General features: G+C 71.1%; 12 protein-coding genes and 2 pseudogenes. 7 read left to right on the forward strand and 7 right to left on the reverse strand.

The window, feature by feature from the left end; translation table 11 throughout:
- Positions 1 to 96 precede the first annotated feature (96 nt).
- Entirely contained in the window at positions 97 to 1677 is a 1581-nt protein-coding gene (locus tag OG520_RS18025) for a M4 family metallopeptidase (protein ID WP_406013840.1), read from the forward strand.
- Between the two features lie 30 nt (positions 1678 to 1707).
- Here the strand turns inward: OG520_RS18025 and OG520_RS18030 are convergent, their stop codons facing one another.
- Together OG520_RS18030 and OG520_RS18035 are read right to left on the reverse strand one after the other, a co-directional pair.
- Positions 1708 to 3111 carry a M1 family metallopeptidase gene (locus tag OG520_RS18030; protein WP_406013841.1) on the reverse strand — a complete coding sequence of 468 codons (1404 nt, stop codon included), beginning with the start codon at positions 3109 to 3111 and terminating at the stop codon, positions 1708 to 1710.
- A 10-nt stretch (positions 3112 to 3121) separates the two neighbouring features.
- Positions 3122 to 3550, reverse strand: a pseudogene (locus tag OG520_RS18035) (ankyrin repeat domain-containing protein); the annotation flags it as partial.
- Between the two features lie 126 nt (positions 3551 to 3676).
- Between OG520_RS18035 and OG520_RS18040 the strand changes: the two are divergent.
- The 3 genes and pseudogenes from OG520_RS18040 (at position 3677) to OG520_RS18050 (ending at position 5739) form a co-directional block, all read left to right on the forward strand.
- Complete coding sequence (locus OG520_RS18040) at positions 3677 to 4939, forward strand: sensor histidine kinase (protein ID WP_406013842.1); 1263 nt, start codon at positions 3677 to 3679, stop codon at positions 4937 to 4939.
- Between the two features lie 68 nt (positions 4940 to 5007).
- Positions 5008 to 5196: pseudogene (locus tag OG520_RS18045) on the forward strand (response regulator transcription factor); the annotation flags it as partial.
- A gap of 45 nt (positions 5197 to 5241) precedes the next feature.
- The gene (locus OG520_RS18050; RefSeq protein WP_124717226.1) at positions 5242 to 5739 is read left to right on the forward strand and encodes a hypothetical protein; all 498 of its coding nucleotides are present in this window, start codon (positions 5242 to 5244) and stop codon (positions 5737 to 5739) included.
- Between the two features lie 28 nt (positions 5740 to 5767).
- Here the strand turns inward: OG520_RS18050 and OG520_RS18055 are convergent, their stop codons facing one another.
- The 3 genes from OG520_RS18055 to OG520_RS18065 form a co-directional block, all read right to left on the reverse strand.
- The gene (locus OG520_RS18055) at positions 5768 to 6448 is read right to left on the reverse strand and encodes a pentapeptide repeat-containing protein (protein WP_406013843.1); all 681 of its coding nucleotides are present in this window, start codon (positions 6446 to 6448) and stop codon (positions 5768 to 5770) included.
- Positions 6449 to 6528: 80 nt separating this feature from the next.
- Positions 6529 to 7008, reverse strand: coding sequence for a GNAT family N-acetyltransferase (locus OG520_RS18060; protein WP_406013844.1), 480 nt, complete (start codon positions 7006 to 7008; stop codon positions 6529 to 6531).
- Positions 7009 to 7084: 76 nt separating this feature from the next.
- Positions 7085 to 7987, reverse strand: coding sequence for an aminoglycoside phosphotransferase family protein (locus tag OG520_RS18065; RefSeq protein ID WP_406013845.1), 903 nt, complete (start codon positions 7985 to 7987; stop codon positions 7085 to 7087).
- A 33-nt stretch (positions 7988 to 8020) separates the two neighbouring features.
- On the opposite strand from OG520_RS18065, the gene OG520_RS18070 reads away from it, so the two are divergent.
- Together OG520_RS18070 and OG520_RS18075 are read left to right on the forward strand one after the other, a co-directional pair.
- Positions 8021 to 8695, forward strand: a complete 675-nt coding sequence (locus OG520_RS18070) for a rhomboid-like protein (RefSeq protein WP_406016514.1) — start codon at positions 8021 to 8023, stop codon at positions 8693 to 8695.
- Between the two features lie 99 nt (positions 8696 to 8794).
- Positions 8795 to 10195, forward strand: a complete 1401-nt coding sequence (locus tag OG520_RS18075) for an NAD(P)/FAD-dependent oxidoreductase (protein ID WP_399331170.1) — start codon at positions 8795 to 8797, stop codon at positions 10193 to 10195.
- A gap of 79 nt (positions 10196 to 10274) precedes the next feature.
- Here the strand turns inward: OG520_RS18075 and OG520_RS18080 are convergent, their stop codons facing one another.
- Complete coding sequence (locus tag OG520_RS18080; RefSeq protein ID WP_406013846.1) at positions 10275 to 12152, reverse strand: lectin-like domain-containing protein; 1878 nt, start codon at positions 12150 to 12152, stop codon at positions 10275 to 10277.
- Between the two features lie 175 nt (positions 12153 to 12327).
- Here OG520_RS18080 and OG520_RS18085 point away from each other — a divergent pair, with 175 nt between their 5' ends.
- The gene (locus OG520_RS18085) at positions 12328 to 13230 is read left to right on the forward strand and encodes an IS5 family transposase (RefSeq protein ID WP_406013847.1); all 903 of its coding nucleotides are present in this window, start codon (positions 12328 to 12330) and stop codon (positions 13228 to 13230) included.
- Between the two features lie 266 nt (positions 13231 to 13496).
- On the opposite strand, the gene OG520_RS18090 is transcribed toward OG520_RS18085, so the two are convergent.
- The gene (locus OG520_RS18090) at positions 13497 to 14996 is read right to left on the reverse strand and encodes an MFS transporter (protein ID WP_406013848.1); all 1500 of its coding nucleotides are present in this window, start codon (positions 14994 to 14996) and stop codon (positions 13497 to 13499) included.
- Between the last annotated feature and the right edge of the window lie 213 nt (positions 14997 to 15209).

Genomic DNA, 15209 nt, shown 5'->3' on the forward strand with positions numbered 1-15209 from the left:
TAAATGTGAGGTAATTGTTAGTGCTCCGTCAATGTCGGTCATTCGATGGCACGCTCTCGGCTCGTAACCCCCCACGGAACGAGCAACGGAGAGCGCATGACCCCCCACATGAACACCCGTCGCGCCGCAGCCCTGGCCGCCGTGGCCGCGATGGTCGTCGTCGGCATGCAGACCGGTGCGGCGAACGCCGCGCCCGACAACGGCAATGACGGTCCCTCCGCCACTCACAGCGTCGTGCCCTTCAGCGCGAACAAGGCCTCGCAGCGCAACGCCGCCATCAAGTCCGCACAGAGCGAGGTCTCTTCGACCGCCGACTCGCTCGGGCTCGGCGGCAAGGAGAAGCTGATCGTCCGTGATGTGATCAAGGACGCGGACGGCACCGTCCACACCCGCTACGAGCGCACCTACGACGGGCTGCCCGTGCTCGGCGGCGACCTCGTCACCCACACCGCCCCCGGCGGAAAGCTCAAGAGCGTCACCAAGGCGACCAAGGCCCGGATATCCGTGCCCTCCACGACGCCGAAGATCAAGACCGCGGCCGCCGCCCGCAAGGTGATCTGGGCCGGCTCCGGCAAGCCCGTCCTCGCCCTGGAGACGGTGAAGACCGGGGTGCAGAAGGACGGCACGCCGAGCCGGGTGCACACCATCACCGACGCGATCACCGGCAAGAAGCTCCAGAGCTACGAGGCGGTCGAGACCGGCGTCGGCAACAGCCAGTACAGCGGCGAGGTCGAGCTGTCGACCACCGCGGCCGGCTCCGGCTTCGAGCTGACCGACGGCGACCGCGGCGGCCACAAGACGTACGACCTCAACCAGGGCGAGAGCGGCACCGGTGACCTCGTCACGGACGACGACGACACCTGGGGCGACGGCACCGGCAACGACCGCCAGACCGCCGCGGTCGACGCCGCCTACGGCGCCGCGCAGACCTGGGACTTCTACAAGTCGGCGTTCGGCCGCGACGGCATCGCCGGTGACGGCAAGGCCGCGTACTCGCGGGTCCACTACGGCGACGCGTACGTCAACGCGTTCTGGGACGACAGCTGCTTCTGCATGACGTACGGCGACGGCGCCGACAACAAGAGCGCGCTGACCGCCCTCGACGTCGCGGGCCACGAGATGAGCCACGGCCTGACCGCGTCCACCGCCAACCTCGACTACTTCGGCGAGTCCGGCGGCCTGAACGAGGCGACCAGCGACATCCTCGGCACCTCGGTCGAGTTCGCCGCGAACAACAGCACGGACGTCGGCGACTACCTCATCGGCGAGAAGATCGACATCAACGGCGACGGCTCCCCGCTGCGCTACATGGACAAGCCGAGCAAGGACGGCGGCTCGGCCGACTCCTGGGACAGCAGCGTCGGCGACCTCGACGTGCACTACTCCTCCGGCGTCGCCAACCACTTCTTCTACCTGCTGTCCGAGGGCAGCGGCGCGAAGACCATCAACGGGGTCGACTACGACTCCCCGACCAGCGACGGCTCGACCGTCACCGGCATCGGCCGGGACAAGGCCGTCCAGATCTGGTACAAGGCCCTCTCCGAGTACATGACGTCGACCACCGACTACGCGGGCGCCCGTGAGGCGACCGAGAAGGCGGCGACCGACCTGTACGGCGCGGACAGCGCCGAGCTCACCGCGGTCCAGGCCGCCTGGGGCGGCGTCAACGTGAAGTAGTCCGAACAGCAGCACTCCGACGGGAGCCGGTCAGCCCTTCGAGGCGGGCCGGCTCCTGCCGTACAGCCAGGTGTTCCACAGCTCCGTCAGGTCCTGCCCGGTCGTCTTCTCCACGTAGGCGGTGAAGTCGGCGGTCGACGCGTTGCCGTGCCGGTGGGCCTTCGTCCAGCCCCTGACGAGCGCGAAGAAGCGCTTGTCGTCGTCCACGGCCTGCCGGATCCTGTGGATGACCATCGCCCCGCGCCCGTACACCGGCGCCTGCGAGATGTCCGCGGCCGTCGGCGGATCGGCCGGCGGGAAGGCCCAGTTGTCGTCGTCCGCGAAGGCGGCGTCGAACCGGCCCTGGACCGGTCTGCCGTTCTTGTCGGCCTCCCACAGCCACTCCGCGTACGTCGCGAAGCCCTCGTTCAGCCACATGTCCCGCCAGCTGCCGGGCGTGACGGAGTCCCCGAACCACTGGTGGGCCATCTCGTGGACGAGGAGCCCGGCGCCCGGCGGCCCGTGGAAGAAGGGCCGGTTCTGGGTCTCCAGGGCGTAGCCGGCGTCCCCGGTGCGCTCGACGATCGCGCCCGTGGCGGAGAAGGGGTACGGGCCGAACCGCTCCGCCTCCCACTTCACGACCTCGGGGACCCGGGCGAGAATCCGCGCGCTGTCCGCCGCCACCGTCGTGTCCGCGGCGGTGAACACCTTGATGCCGTCCGCCGTCGTCGACTCCTTCGTGTCGAAGCGGCCGATGACGACGGTCGCCAGATAGCTCGCCATCGGTTCGGCCGTGTGCCAGCGGTACGTGGTGGTACCGCCCGAGGTCCGCCGGGAGGTCAGCTCCCCGTTGGACACCGCCGTCAGCCCCTCGGGGACGGTGACGGCGATGTCGTACGACGCCTTGTCGCTCGGGTGGTTGTTGCCGGGGAACCAGGCCATCGAGCCGGTCGGTTCGCCGAGCGCGACCGAACCGTCCGCGGTCCGCAGCCAGCCCTCCTGCGACCTGTCGGGATCGGTGAGGGTCCGCGGGGAGCCCGAGTAGCGGACGACCGTACGGAAGGTGCTGCCCCTGCGCAGCCGGCTCGCGGCGTCGGGACGCAGCGTCAGCTCCTGCCCGGCCCGGTGGACGGCGGCGGGACGGCCGTCGACGGTCGCGGAGTCCACGGTGAGACCGACGAGGTCGAGGTCGAAGGCGCTGAGGTCCTGGGTGGCGCGCGCGGTGATCGTGGCGGTGCCGCGCAGCCGGTGGGCGGCCGGGTCGACGTCGAGCGCGAGGTCGTAGTGCGTGACGTCGTAGCCGCCGTTGCCGAGCCTCGGGAAGTACGGATCGCGCAGGCCGGCGGCGCCGGGCCTGCCCTCGACACCGCCGGTGCAGCCGGTGGACGTCGTCAGCACCAGCAGGACGAGAGCGGCGGCGCGGGCCGTGCGGCGTACAGGTGTTCGCTGATCCACACCGGCGATCCTAGGCATGGAATGCCCGGTTGGCGCGATATCGGCTCGGAGGACCGCGATCCCCAGCGGGCGGGCGCCCGCGTTCACCTCGAACGGCCGCTTCCCGCCCGTGAGACCGACGACGGTGATGCCGTTGCCGTACCCGTCGCGCCTCCTGGTGCGCCCGGCCGCCGTCGCCGAGGATCACGGCCTCCAGCAGGGCCGTCCGGCCGAGCCGGTTGACGTGGTCGACGTCGATGTCGGTGACCCGGAGCAGCTCCCGTACGCAGGCGGCGTGGCCGCGCTCGCTCGCCGGGATGAGCGCGATGGCGCCGAAGCGGTTGCGGAGCTTCAGATCGGGGCCGGCCGGCAGCAGGACGTGCAGCATCGGGACGCTGCCGGTGACTCCGGTCGCCAGCCAGGGGCTCTCCTCGCGCCGGTCCTGTGCGTCGGGGTCCGCGCGCGGGACGGTCGACGGCCCCATCAGCCGATCGGTTGATGCGACGGTGGTCATCCGGGGTGACCATGGATGTATCCGTGCAGGTCAGCGGTGCCGCTGACGGTGAGGAGCGAGAGGTAGGAGGTGATGCACCGAACCCCATCGGCCGCACCGGACCGGACCGGCGACCCGGACGCCCGGTGGCTCACGCTCCTGATGCACGCCGCGTTCTTCCTGCTGCTCGGCGCCTCGCTCACCCGCTTCCTGCTGCGCCACCCCGGCGAGGCCCGCACCCCGTGGATCATCGCGCTCTCCGTCGCCCTCGCCGTGCTGTACGTGCTCGGGCCGGTGCTCGGCTCGCGTCCGACACCGCGCTCCCTGGTGTGGCTGGGGGTGCTGGTCGCCGTGTGGATGGTGCTGGTCGTCCTCGCGCCGAGCTTCGCGTGGTGCGCGGTGCCGCTCTTCTTCACCGGGCTGCGCATCCTCCCGCCGCGCGCCGCGCTCGCGCTCGTCGCCCTGCTCACCCTGTTCGTCGTCGCCGCGCAACTGCGGCTGGCCGAGGGCTTCGACCCGAATCTGGTACTCGCCCCGCCCGCCGTGGCGGCGGTCGCGACGGCGGTCTTCGTCCATATGCAGCGCCAGGCCGGGCGTCAGCGCGAACTGTCCGAGCGGCAGGGCGAACTCATCGACGACCTGCTGCGCACCCGCCGCGAACTGGCCGCCACCGAGCGCCGCGAGGGCACCCTCGCCGAACGCCAGCGGCTGTCCATGGAGATCCACGACACCCTGGCGCAGGGCCTCTCCAGCCAGCAGATGCTGCTCCAGGCCGCCGACCGCACCTGGGACGCCGACCCGGTGACCGCCCGCCGCCACGTCCGTACGGCCACCGGCATCGCGGAACGCAATCTCGCCGAGGCCCGCCGCTTCGTCCACGACCTGGCGCCCGCCGATCTCGCGGAGGGCGGCGGCCTGGAGGCGGCCCTGCACGCACTGGCCGCCCGCGAGACGGCACAAGGGCAGGGGCGGCTCACCGTCCGCTGCCATGTGGAGGGGGAAGGGCACACCGCGCTGCCGGACCGGGTGCAGTCCGCGCTCCTGCGCATCGCGCAGGGCGCCCTGGCCAATGTGAAGGAGCACGCGCACGCGACGGAGGCGGCGCTGACGCTGACCCACCTCGACGACCGGGTCGTCCTGGACATCGCCGACGACGGACAGGGCTTCGCACCCACCGAAGCCACCCGGGCCACCGGCAGCGTGCGCGGTCACGGGCTGTCCGCGATCCGGGCCCGGCTGCACCAGCTCGGCGGCACGCTGACGATCGAGTCGGCGCCGGGCGAGGGTACGGTGCTGTCCGCCGCCGTCCCGCTCACCCCCGCCGCCCCGCCGACCGCCCCGGAGGACCTCGCATGACCGCGACGCCGCCCGTACGCATCCTGCTCTGCGACGACCATGTCGTCGTACGCGCCGGTCTGCTCGCCCTCCTCGACCGCGAGCTCGACATCCTGGCCCAGCTCTCCCAGGGCCTGGGCAACCGCGACATCGCCCGCGCCCTGTTCATCAGCGAGGCCACGGTCAAGACCCACCTCGGCCGGATCTACGACAAGCTCGGCGTCGACACCCGCGCGGGCGCCGTCGCCGTCGCCAAGGAGCAGCGACTGCTGCCGTAGGGCCTCTGGGCGCCGACGCCCCCTCCGGCATGACACCATCGAAGCGTGCTCGACATCGGCTACTCCCTCTCCCGACGCTTCCCCGATCCCCCGCAGACCGACTACCGCCGCGCGGACGTCCACGCCCTGCGGCACGATCTGTTCTCCGGGGACGTCTACCTCGCGGACACCAAGGAGGACCGCGAGGTGTCCACGGCCTGGGGATGGGTGCCGGTGCTCGACTTCGCGTGGGCGCTGTGCGACATCGTCGAGCAGATCGACCAGGACCCGCGCGGCAACCGCTCGCACCGGCAGCAGTTCGCCGAGCTGGACTTCACCGAATCGTCCGACCGGATGCTCTTCGAGCGCCGCTTCGGCTGGGTCGACGTCGAAGCGGACTGGATGCCCGGCGAGGAGCCCCCGCTCACCTTCAGCCACTCGCTGCTGCGCCGCGAGGCCCGCGACTTCCTGCACGATCTGATCGCCGACCTCGCCGACATGCACGAGGGCCTCGCCGACAACCCCGTGATCTGGGACCTCCAGGCCCGCTTCCCCCGTATCTGAACCCGGCCCCGGTCCTCGCGAAAGGGCCCTACGCCTCCACGCGCACCCCGATCTGCGCCGCGAACGCGGGCGCCAGCTCCATCAGCTGCGCCGGGCTGATCACCGCGCCCGCCAGCCGCTCCACCCCACGCGCGATGTCCAGCTCCGCGACCGAGCGCAGGTCCACCGACTCCATCCGGGCGGAGCTGAAGTCGGCCCGCTTCAGCACACAGTCGCGGAACTCCACCCGCACCAGCTGCGCGTCGCCGAAATCCGGCTCGGACAGCACACAGCCCTCGAACACCACGTCCTTGAGCCGGGCCTTCCGCAGATTCAGGTAATCGATCTTCCCGCCGCGCACCAGCACCCGCTCCAGCACCGCGCCGTGCAGCTGCACCCCGCCCAGCCGGGCGTCCACCACCTCCACGTCACGCAGCGACGCCCCCGCGAGATCGGTGCCCACGCCCCGTACGCCCGTCAGCACCGAGTCGATGAAGCGGGCCCTGACCAACTCCGTGCGGTCCAGCGCGCAGCCGTCCAGCGCACAGTCCATGAACCGGGCTCCCGGACCCGACTCGTCCGCGAGATCCGTCCCCTCGAACCGCACTCCGTCGTAGTCCCCGTCCGGCTCCAGGCCCTCGCCGTCGTACGGAACGAGCGGGGGGAGCCGCACCTCCGGCCGCCGAGCCGCCGCGATGGTGTCCGTCTTCCTGCTGTTGCTGCGTGCCATGCCCTCCATCGTGACCCATGCCACTGACAACGCCCCCTCGCGGCGATGCGACGGGACCAGGACGGCGGGCCCGCCCCCGCCTACCGCTGCCCGCCGAGCTCCGCCAACGCCTCGTCCGTCAGCCGGTACACCGTCCACTCGTCCTGCGGCCGCGCGCCCAGCGACTCGTAGAACGCGATGGACGGGGCGTTCCAGTTCAGCACCGACCACTCCAGACGCTCGTAGCCGCGCTCCGCACAGATCCGCGCCAGCTCCGTCAGCAGCGCCTTCCCGTGGCCGCCGCCGCGCCGCTCCGGGCGTACGTACAGGTCCTCCAGGTAGATGCCGTGCACCCCGCGCCAGGTGGAGAAGTTCAGGAACCACAGCGCGAAGCCGACGACCTCGCCGTCGTCGTCCGACTCGGCGATGTGCGCGTACGCGGCGGGCCGCTCGCCGAACAGCGCCTCGTGCAGCTGCTCCTCGGTGGCGTTCGCCTCGTCCAGGACCTTCTCGTAGTCGGCCAGCTCACGGACCATGGCGTGGATGACGGGGACATCGGCGGGGACAGCGGTACGAATCATGGGGGCAGCGTAAACAGAGGCACGTCCCCCGCCCGCCCCACCCCCTCGCCCGGCGGCACCGCCCGTTCCGCGCCGGTCAGCTCCGTCCCAGCAACTGCCGTGCGATCTCCGCCTGGTTCGGGTCCAGCCGCCGCCGGCCGTCCGACACGTCCCACAACGCGTTCTGCAGCAGCCGCCCCAGCGTCCAGGCCAGCGCCCGCTCCCGGTCCAGGCCCAGCACCCGGGTCAGCAGATCGAACCGCCACCGGACCGCCGCCGGGTCGAACCGGTTGACCAGGGCCGGCAACAGCTCGAAGCCCGGATCGCCGACCAGTGGCTTCGGGTCGATGGCCACCCACCGGCCCGCCCCGTCGGCCAGCACATTGCCGTAGTGCAGGTCCCAGTGCAGCAGCCGGTCCCCCGGCTCCCCCGCGACCTCCCGCACCGCCGCCGCGCAGTCCGCGAGCAGCCGCGCCTCCGCCGCGTCCGCCAGCTCCGCCACCGCGCCCGGCGCCGCCGCCAGCATCCGCTCCGCCAGATCCCCCAGCCCCCGCAGCCCGCTGCCCGCCGGGGCGGGGACGGACGTCAGCCGGGCCAGCAGCTCGGCGAGAATCCCCGAGGCCTCGCGCTCGTCCGCCATCCCGTCCAACGAGCGGTGTCCGTCCAGCCGTTCCAGCAGCAGCGTCCCCGTCTCGGCATCGTGGTCCAGCAACCCCACGGCCCCCGCGCCCGCCTCGCCCCACACCCGCAGCGCGACCGGCTCGCCCACCGTCTCCTCGTCCACCGGCTGGAGCTTCAACGCCGCCGGGCAGCCGTCCGCCACCCGCACCACCGGGAGCACCAGCGCGCACACCCCGTGGAACGCCTCGCCGTCCCGCCGCAGCCCCCACCGCTCCAGGAACCCGGCGGCCCGCTCCGGCAGCGCCGCCAGGAATGCCCGCCCGGCGTCGCCGTTGTACTTGGACTGGGTGGCGATCAGCCCGTCCGGAATGTCGATCACGCCGACGATCCTAGGGCCGTGCGTCAATCGGATATGACTCCGAGCAGCCCCGCACCGCCCACCCGGCACCGCACCATCGCCGGTTCGTGGATCCGCAGCGCCGGCTCATGGATCCGCAGCGCACCCGGCACCTACGTCTGGCTGGCCGCGCTCTTCGTCACCACGGTCATCGTCCACCAGATGTCACCGGACTTCGAAGAGGACTTCCTGCGCCAGCGCTCGACCAACATCCACGAACTCACCGCGGACCCCCTACGCGTCCTGTTCGCCAGCTCCTTCTGGATCGACGGCGGCCAGTGGATCCCCTACGCCCTCCTGTACACCGTCTTCCACGCCCCCGCCGAACGCTGGCTCGGCACCCTGCGCTGGCTCACCGTCGCCGTCCTGGCACACGTCCTCGCCTCCCTCGCCAGCGAAGGCGTCCTGGCCTGGGCGATCCGGCACGGACACGTACCACCCGCGGCTGCCAACACCCTCGATGTCGGCGTCAGTTACGCGCTCGCGGGGGTCGTCGCCGTCCTCACGTACCGCGTCCCGCCGCCCTGGCGGTACGTGTACCTCTTCGCCGTCCTCGTCATCTACGGCGTCCCCCTCATCGCCGGCCGCTCCTTCACCGACCTCGGCCACTTCACCGCCGTGCTCATCGGCCTCGCCTGCTACCCACTGGCCTGGTCCCGGCAGAGGACGAAAACGCCCGTTCCGCAGTAACGTCCCGCCCCAGAGGAAACGCGGCCTCGCGCACACCCTCGCACCACGCTTCACGCAACACTCCACACAGGGCTTCACACCGGACAAAGCAGAGGCAACATGAGCACCGTCAGCACCGTCAACGGCGGCATATCGTTCTGGTACGCGGACCGAGGCACCCCTCTCGCCCGGGAGCCCCTGCCGGGCGACGCCACCGCCGACATCTGCATCGTCGGCGGCGGATACACCGGACTGTGGACCGCCTACTACCTCAAGAAGGCCGTCCCCTTCCTCAACATCACCGTTCTCGAAGCCAAGTTCTGCGGCTACGGCGCCTCCGGGCGCAACGGCGGCTGGCTGTACAACGGCATCGCGGGCCGCGACCGCTACGCGAAACTCCACGGCCACGAAGCCGCCGTCCGGCTCCAGCAGGCGATGAACGAGACGGTCGACGAAGTCGTACGGGTGGCCGCCGAGGAGAACATCGACGCCGACATCCATCAGGGCGGCGTCCTCGAAGTCGCCTACACGCCCGCGCAGCTGGCCAGGCTCAAGGACTTCCACTCCGTCGAGATCGCCTTCGGCGAGACGGACCGCGTCCTGCGCGGCGCCCGGGAGACCTGCGAACGCGTCAACGTCACCGGAGCCGTCGGCTCCACCTGGACCCCGCACGGCGCCCGGCTGCACCCGGTCAAACTCGTCCAGGGGCTCGCCGCGACCGTCGAGGCGCTCGGCGTCACCATCCACGAGTCGACGCCCGTCACCGAGATCAAGCCCAAGCACGCGCACACCCCGTACGGCACCGTCCGCGCCCCGTACATCCTGCGCTGCACCGAGGGCTTCACCGCGAACCTCAAGGGCCAGCGGCGCACCTGGCTCCCCATGAACTCGTCGATGATCGCCACCGAGCCGCTCCCCGCGTCGGTCTGGGACACCATCGGCTGGGACGGCCGCGAAACCCTCGGCGACATGGCCCACGCCTACATGTACGCCCAGCGCACCGCCGACGACCGCATCGCGCTCGGCGGCCGGGGCGTCCCGTACCGCTACGGCTCCGGCACCGACAACGACGGCCGCACCCAGCCCGCCACCATCGAGGCCCTCCGCGACATCCTCGTCCGCTTCTTCCCCAGCACCGCGGGCGCCCGGATCGACCACGCCTGGTCCGGCGTCCTCGGTGTCCCCCGCGACTGGTGCGCCACGGTCACCCTCGACCGTTCCACCGGGCTCGGCTGGGCGGGCGGCTACGTCGGCTCCGGCGTCGCCACCACCAATCTCGCCGCCCGCACCCTGCGCGACCTGATCCAGCAGGACTCCGGCCAGTCGGGTCCCACCGAGCTGACCACCCTCCCCTGGGTCGGCCACAAGGTCCGCCGCTGGGAGCCGGAACCCTTCCGCTGGCTCGGCGTCCACGGCATGTACGCCGCCTACCGCGCCGCCGACCGCCGCGAACTCACCTCGCCGCGGGCCGGCACGGACCCGGTGGCGAAGGTGGCGGACCGGCTGGCGGGGCGGCACTGACCGGAACAACGGACGGGCACCCGCCACCGGGTGGTGGCGGGTGCCCGTGGTTCGTTCGGTCAGCTCTGTGGAGGTCGTGTCACATCGAGCGGCAGAAGTCCTTGCCGTGGCACGGCTTGGGCTTCGGCTTGCACTGCTTGTCATGCTTGTCGTGGCACGGCTTCGGCTTGCACTGCTTGCCGTGCTTGTCGTGGCACGGCTTCGGCTTGGGCTTGGGCTTGCACTGCTTGTCGTGCTTCGCGTCGCACGGCTTCTTCCCGACGGTGATGCGCGCCTGGTCCTGGTTCGACCGGACGGTCCCGTTCTCGGCCGTGGCCACCGCGCGGTTGACGACCTCGCCGCGCTTGGCGTCGGCGGCCGTGACCCGGTAGGTGCCGGTGCAGGTGGTGCTGTCACCGGACTGCCCGGCCGGGGCGAGCGTGGTCGAATCGCAGGTCACACCCGTCACCCGGTCGTCGGCGACCGAGAGCCCCGTCAGCTCCTCGGGGCCGGTGTTGGTGACGGTGTACGTGTACGTCACCTCGTCGCCGACCTGGTACACGCGGGTGTCGTCGGCCGACTTCTCCAGCCGGACCCCGGGCCCGGACCGGACCTCCAGGGTGACGTCGTCGGGTGGCGACTGGACCGGGGTGCCGTCGGCCTGCCCGTGCGCGGCGGCGGTGTTGGTGACCGAACCGGCCGTGCCGTCCGCCTGGGTGACGGTGTAACTGCCGGTGCAGGTCATCGTCTCGCCCACGGCGAGCGTGGTCTTCGGACAGATGATGCCGGTGACCCGGTCGTCGGTCACGGTCACGTTCGTCAGCGGGACGCCGCCGCTGTTGGTCACCACGTACTCGTAGGGCACCTTGGTGCCCGGTGTCAGCGGGGTCGGCAGCGGCGGATTCCGGGAGACCTGCTTGACCAGGTTGAGCTGGGGCAGCGCGGCGGCCGGATGGACGCTGAGGTTCCGGATGAGGTGCACGTCGGTGAACAGTCCGGTCGACGCGGCGAAACCGAACTTGTAGGTGTCGGGCACCGGTTGGGGCGCCGGGGTCGACAGCACCTGCTGGGTGCCGTTGCCGTCGTGGAAATCGATCGAGACCGTGATCACCGGGTTCGGTGACGGGGAGACCTCGACGGTCACCGTGCGGCGCGACGGCTCCAGCAGCGCTTCGGCCTCCTGCGGGGTGGAGTCCGGCGGCACCGAGGTGGTCGGCCCCTGCAACTGCCCCGGAAGCGTGGAGGGCCAGGGCCCCGTCGTCGAGAAGTTGCTGGTCGTCGCATCGAGGAAGCAGTAGCCCTCGGTGCCGTCGCCCGGCCCGCGCAGCGTCACCATGTTCGCGCCGGGCGCCGGGATCCGGAAGGACGTACCGGCCGGGGAGCGGGTGGCACAGCCGTTGCCGCGGTGTTCCCAGTCACCGAAGTAGTTGCCGAGGACGTCCAGGCCGACACCCACGTAGCCGCGGTTGACGCCCGGCAGAAACGTCTCGTTCGGGTCGTCATCGGGAAGCTTCTGCGCGTAGCCCAGGCTGCCGCCGAAGGCCCCGGGCGAGGTCAGCGACGCGGCGCCGTCGATGAGGAAGAACGAGATGCCGTCGGCCGGAGGATTGGTCGTACCTCCGTACTGCCACTGGTCGAACCTCGTGACCAGCCCCTGGTTCGCCGGGAGGGCGTGGTTGTAGAGCACCGCGGCGGACCGGTCGTTGGACGCGTCGGTCAGTCGGAGGTAGCCGTGCGGCGCGGCATTGTTCGGCGGCACGGGGCCGGTCGCGCCGGCCGGGCAGCCGGTGAGCGGATGGGTGCCGGGACCGGGCGCCGGGGCCTCGGGCGCACCCGTCAGGCAGGCGGGCCCGAACGCCTCGAACCCCGCGACGGCGTCGGCCCCGGTGAACGTCTCGTCCACCAGCGGTACGCCCACGGGCTGCGCGGCGGCCGTCTGCCCCGGCAGCCCCAGCCCGGCGGCCACCAGCCCCAGCACACCGAGCCCGCCCGCGGCCAGCCGCCCCAGCCGATTCTGTCCACGACGCCGGCCACGACTCCTGGTCGGGGCACCGAAATCCCTCAGAGCCTGTCGGGTGGCTGACCATGCGTGATGCGTGACGGTCGTGATCTGCCTTCGGGGCATGGCGACGGCCCCGGAATGATCACGTGGTGTGTGCCAGTGCGACAACTCCGAGGCCGTCAGCGGCCCATGCTATCCGTCCAGCCTGACCGATGAGATGTGGGAGATCATCAAGCCGCTCCTTCCCGCGCGTGACCTGCGAAAAGGCGGCGGGATGCGCAAGTACGGAGACCGGTTGGTGCTCGACTCGGTGTTCTACGTGCTGCGGTCGGGCTGCCAGTGGCGGATGCTTCCGCGCGATCTGATGCCCTGGGACGCGGCCCACCGCTGGTTCACCAAGTGGCGCCGGGACGGTACCTGGGACCGCGTCCACGACGAGCTCCGCCGCCGGGTCCGGATCGGGGCCGGACGCGATCCCGAGCCGTCGGCCGCGGTGATCGACGCCCAGTCGATCAAGACCAGCGAGGGCGGCGAGGCGCGTGGATTCGATGCGGGCAAGCGAACGACAGGGCGGAAGCGACACGTGATCGTGGACACGATGGGCCTGCTGCTGGTCGTCGCCGTCACCTCCGCGTCCGTGCAGGACCGGGCCGGAGGCCGCGCCGTCCTGGCCCAGCTCGCCGTGGGCTTCCGCACGATCAGTCTGGTGTGGGCCGACGGCGGATACGCCAACTCCGTTGATTCCACGCTGCTTTCGTGGGCTCGCGACGCGTGGAACATCGTCGTCGAGATCGTTAAACGGACCGACGACGTCAAGGGCTTCAAGGTCCTGCCCCGCCGCTGGGTGGTGGAGCGAAGTTTCGGCTGGCTGGTCCGAAACCGTCGGCTGGCCCGCGACTACGAACGGCTGACCGCGACCTCCGAGGCCATGATCAAGGTGGCAATGATCCGTCTGATGCTCGTCCGGCTCGCCGGGCAGTCCTTGCGGTGGAGCCATGAATCCCACCGCAAGATCGCACGAGCCAACACCGTCGAGGACTACATCGCGGCGTAATCAACCGGCCACCCGACAGGCTCTCAGCCTCATGGCGGGCAAGGTAGGGACTCGTCCCGGCGCCGGGACGTAACACGCCCCGCGACCGCCGCCCTCCCTCCTTCCGGCGTACGCATCCGAATGACGGCCGACGGTGACGGGTGGTCCGAGCGGATCGCCCGGTCGCATGAACGGATCGCACGGTCGCCCGGTCGCACGACCGGACCGGGAGCCGGAAACGGTAGAAGGCCGCTGCCCTCCCGGGGCACCGGCCTTCTGCATGAGGGTCAGGCGACGAGCTCGGCGTCCTCCGCCGGGGCCGGGGCGGGCTCGGGCTTCGTGTCGCGCATGACCAGGGCGGCCAGGACGGCGGCGGCCAGGACGCCGATCGCGCTGATGGTGAAGGTGGTCGACATCGAGGAGGTGAAGGCCTCCCGGGCGGCCCGGACCAGGCCGGTGTCACCGTGGGCCAGGGACAGCGCGTCGGTGATCGAGCGCTTCGCCTGCTCCGGTGCGTCGGCGGGCATCTCGCGGGCGAAGCCACTGGACAGGAGCGAGCCGAGGATCGCGATGCCGAGTGCGGTGCCGGCCTGCTGGATGGTGTCGTTGAGGGCCGAGCCGACGCCCGCCTTCTCCGCCGGGATGGTACCCATCAGCGCGCCGACCGCGGCCGGCATCGCGAGGCCCGCGCCGAGGCCGAGAAGACCGAGCGCGACCGCCGGGAGGGTGAAGCCGCTGTCGGGCGAGACGGAGGTCAGCAGCCCGAAGGCGGCGGCCATGACGATCATCCCGGCCAGCACCAGCATGCGGTTGCCGGTCTTCGCGGCGAGCCCGGTGCCGACGAAGTTGCCGATCAACGCCGCGACGGCCAGCGGTACGAACGCCAGACCCGCCTTGACCGGCGAGTAGCCGAGCACGAACTGCAGGTACTGGGTGAAGACCAGCAGCAGGCCGCCGTTGCCGATCTGCACGAGGGTCAGCGAGAGCGAACCGCCGCTGAAGTTGCGGTGCTTGAAGAGGACCAGCGGCACCATCGGTGCGGAGGTGACGTTCTCCCAGACCACGAACCCGACGAGGGCGACAACCGCGACGGCCAGAGTGATCGCGGACCGGCCGCCGAAGGCACCGTGCTGCGGGATCTCGATGATCCACCAGACCAGGGCGGTCATGCCGGCCGCGGAGAGCACCGCGCCGAGCGGGTCGGCCTTCTGCCACGGCCCCTTCGACTCCGGCATGAGGGTGAGACCCGCGAGGACGGCCAGCGCGACGACCGGAACGTTGATGAAGAAGATCGAGTGCCAGGAGAAGTGGTCGATCAGCACACCGCCGAGCACCGGGCTGCCGACCAGGCCGAGCATCGCCACCGAACTCCACACCGCCATCGCCTTGTTGCGTTCCTGCTCGTCGAAGACGGTGATGAGGATCGACAGCGTCGACGGCATGATCAGGGCGCCGCCGACGCCCATCGTGACCCGGGCGGCGATCACTTCACCGGGGTTGGTGCAGAAGGTCGCGGCCAGCGACGCCGCCCCGAAGAGCAGCAGGCCGATGATCATGATCTTCCGGCGGCCGAACCGGTCGCCGAGGCTGCCGGAGGTGAGCAGCAGCCCGGCGAAGACCAGGATGTAGGAGTCGAGGATCCACTGCGTGTCCTGGGCGCTCGCGCCGAGGTCCTCGGTCATCGCCGGCACCCCGACGGTCAGCGCCATGCTGTCGACCACCAGGACCAGCGAGCTGAGGCACAGCACGATCAGGATCCACCAGCGGCGTGGATTACGGGTCTCCATGACGGTCTCCATGAGACTTTCCCTTCGGGTTGCGCACACCGTTCCTTCGATGCGAACACTGTACGCAGATGAGTACGGCGTGCGCAACCATCCCTCATGTACGCTCGATGCGAACGGTGTGCGCACCTCGCTTTGCCGCCAAGCGCCACGCACCTCCGGGTTCCACGCACCGCCGAGCGCCAGGCACCGCCGAGTTCCACGCACCACGGGTTC

The sequence above is a fragment of the Streptomyces sp. NBC_00984 genome, assembly GCF_045162475.1.
Taxonomy (GTDB): domain Bacteria; phylum Actinomycetota; class Actinomycetes; order Streptomycetales; family Streptomycetaceae; genus Streptomyces.

What these genes read in the sequence shown, in the direction of transcription:
- OG520_RS18025 (WP_406013840.1), top strand. Translation starts at nt 97, where the DNA reads ATGACCCCCCACATGAACACCCGTCGCGCCGCAGCCCTGGCCGCCGTG.
- OG520_RS18040 (WP_406013842.1), top strand. Translation starts at nt 3,677, where the DNA reads ATGCACCGAACCCCATCGGCCGCACCGGACCGGACCGGCGACCCGGAC.
- OG520_RS18055 (WP_406013843.1), bottom strand. Translation starts at nt 6,448, where the DNA reads ATGGCACGCAGCAACAGCAGGAAGACGGACACCATCGCGGCGGCTCGG.
- OG520_RS18060 (WP_406013844.1), bottom strand. Translation starts at nt 7,008, where the DNA reads ATGATTCGTACCGCTGTCCCCGCCGATGTCCCCGTCATCCACGCCATG.
- OG520_RS18070 (WP_406016514.1), top strand. Translation starts at nt 8,021, where the DNA reads ATGACTCCGAGCAGCCCCGCACCGCCCACCCGGCACCGCACCATCGCC.
- OG520_RS18075 (WP_399331170.1), top strand. Translation starts at nt 8,795, where the DNA reads ATGAGCACCGTCAGCACCGTCAACGGCGGCATATCGTTCTGGTACGCG.
- OG520_RS18090 (WP_406013848.1), bottom strand. Translation starts at nt 14,996, where the DNA reads ATGGAGACCCGTAATCCACGCCGCTGGTGGATCCTGATCGTGCTGTGC.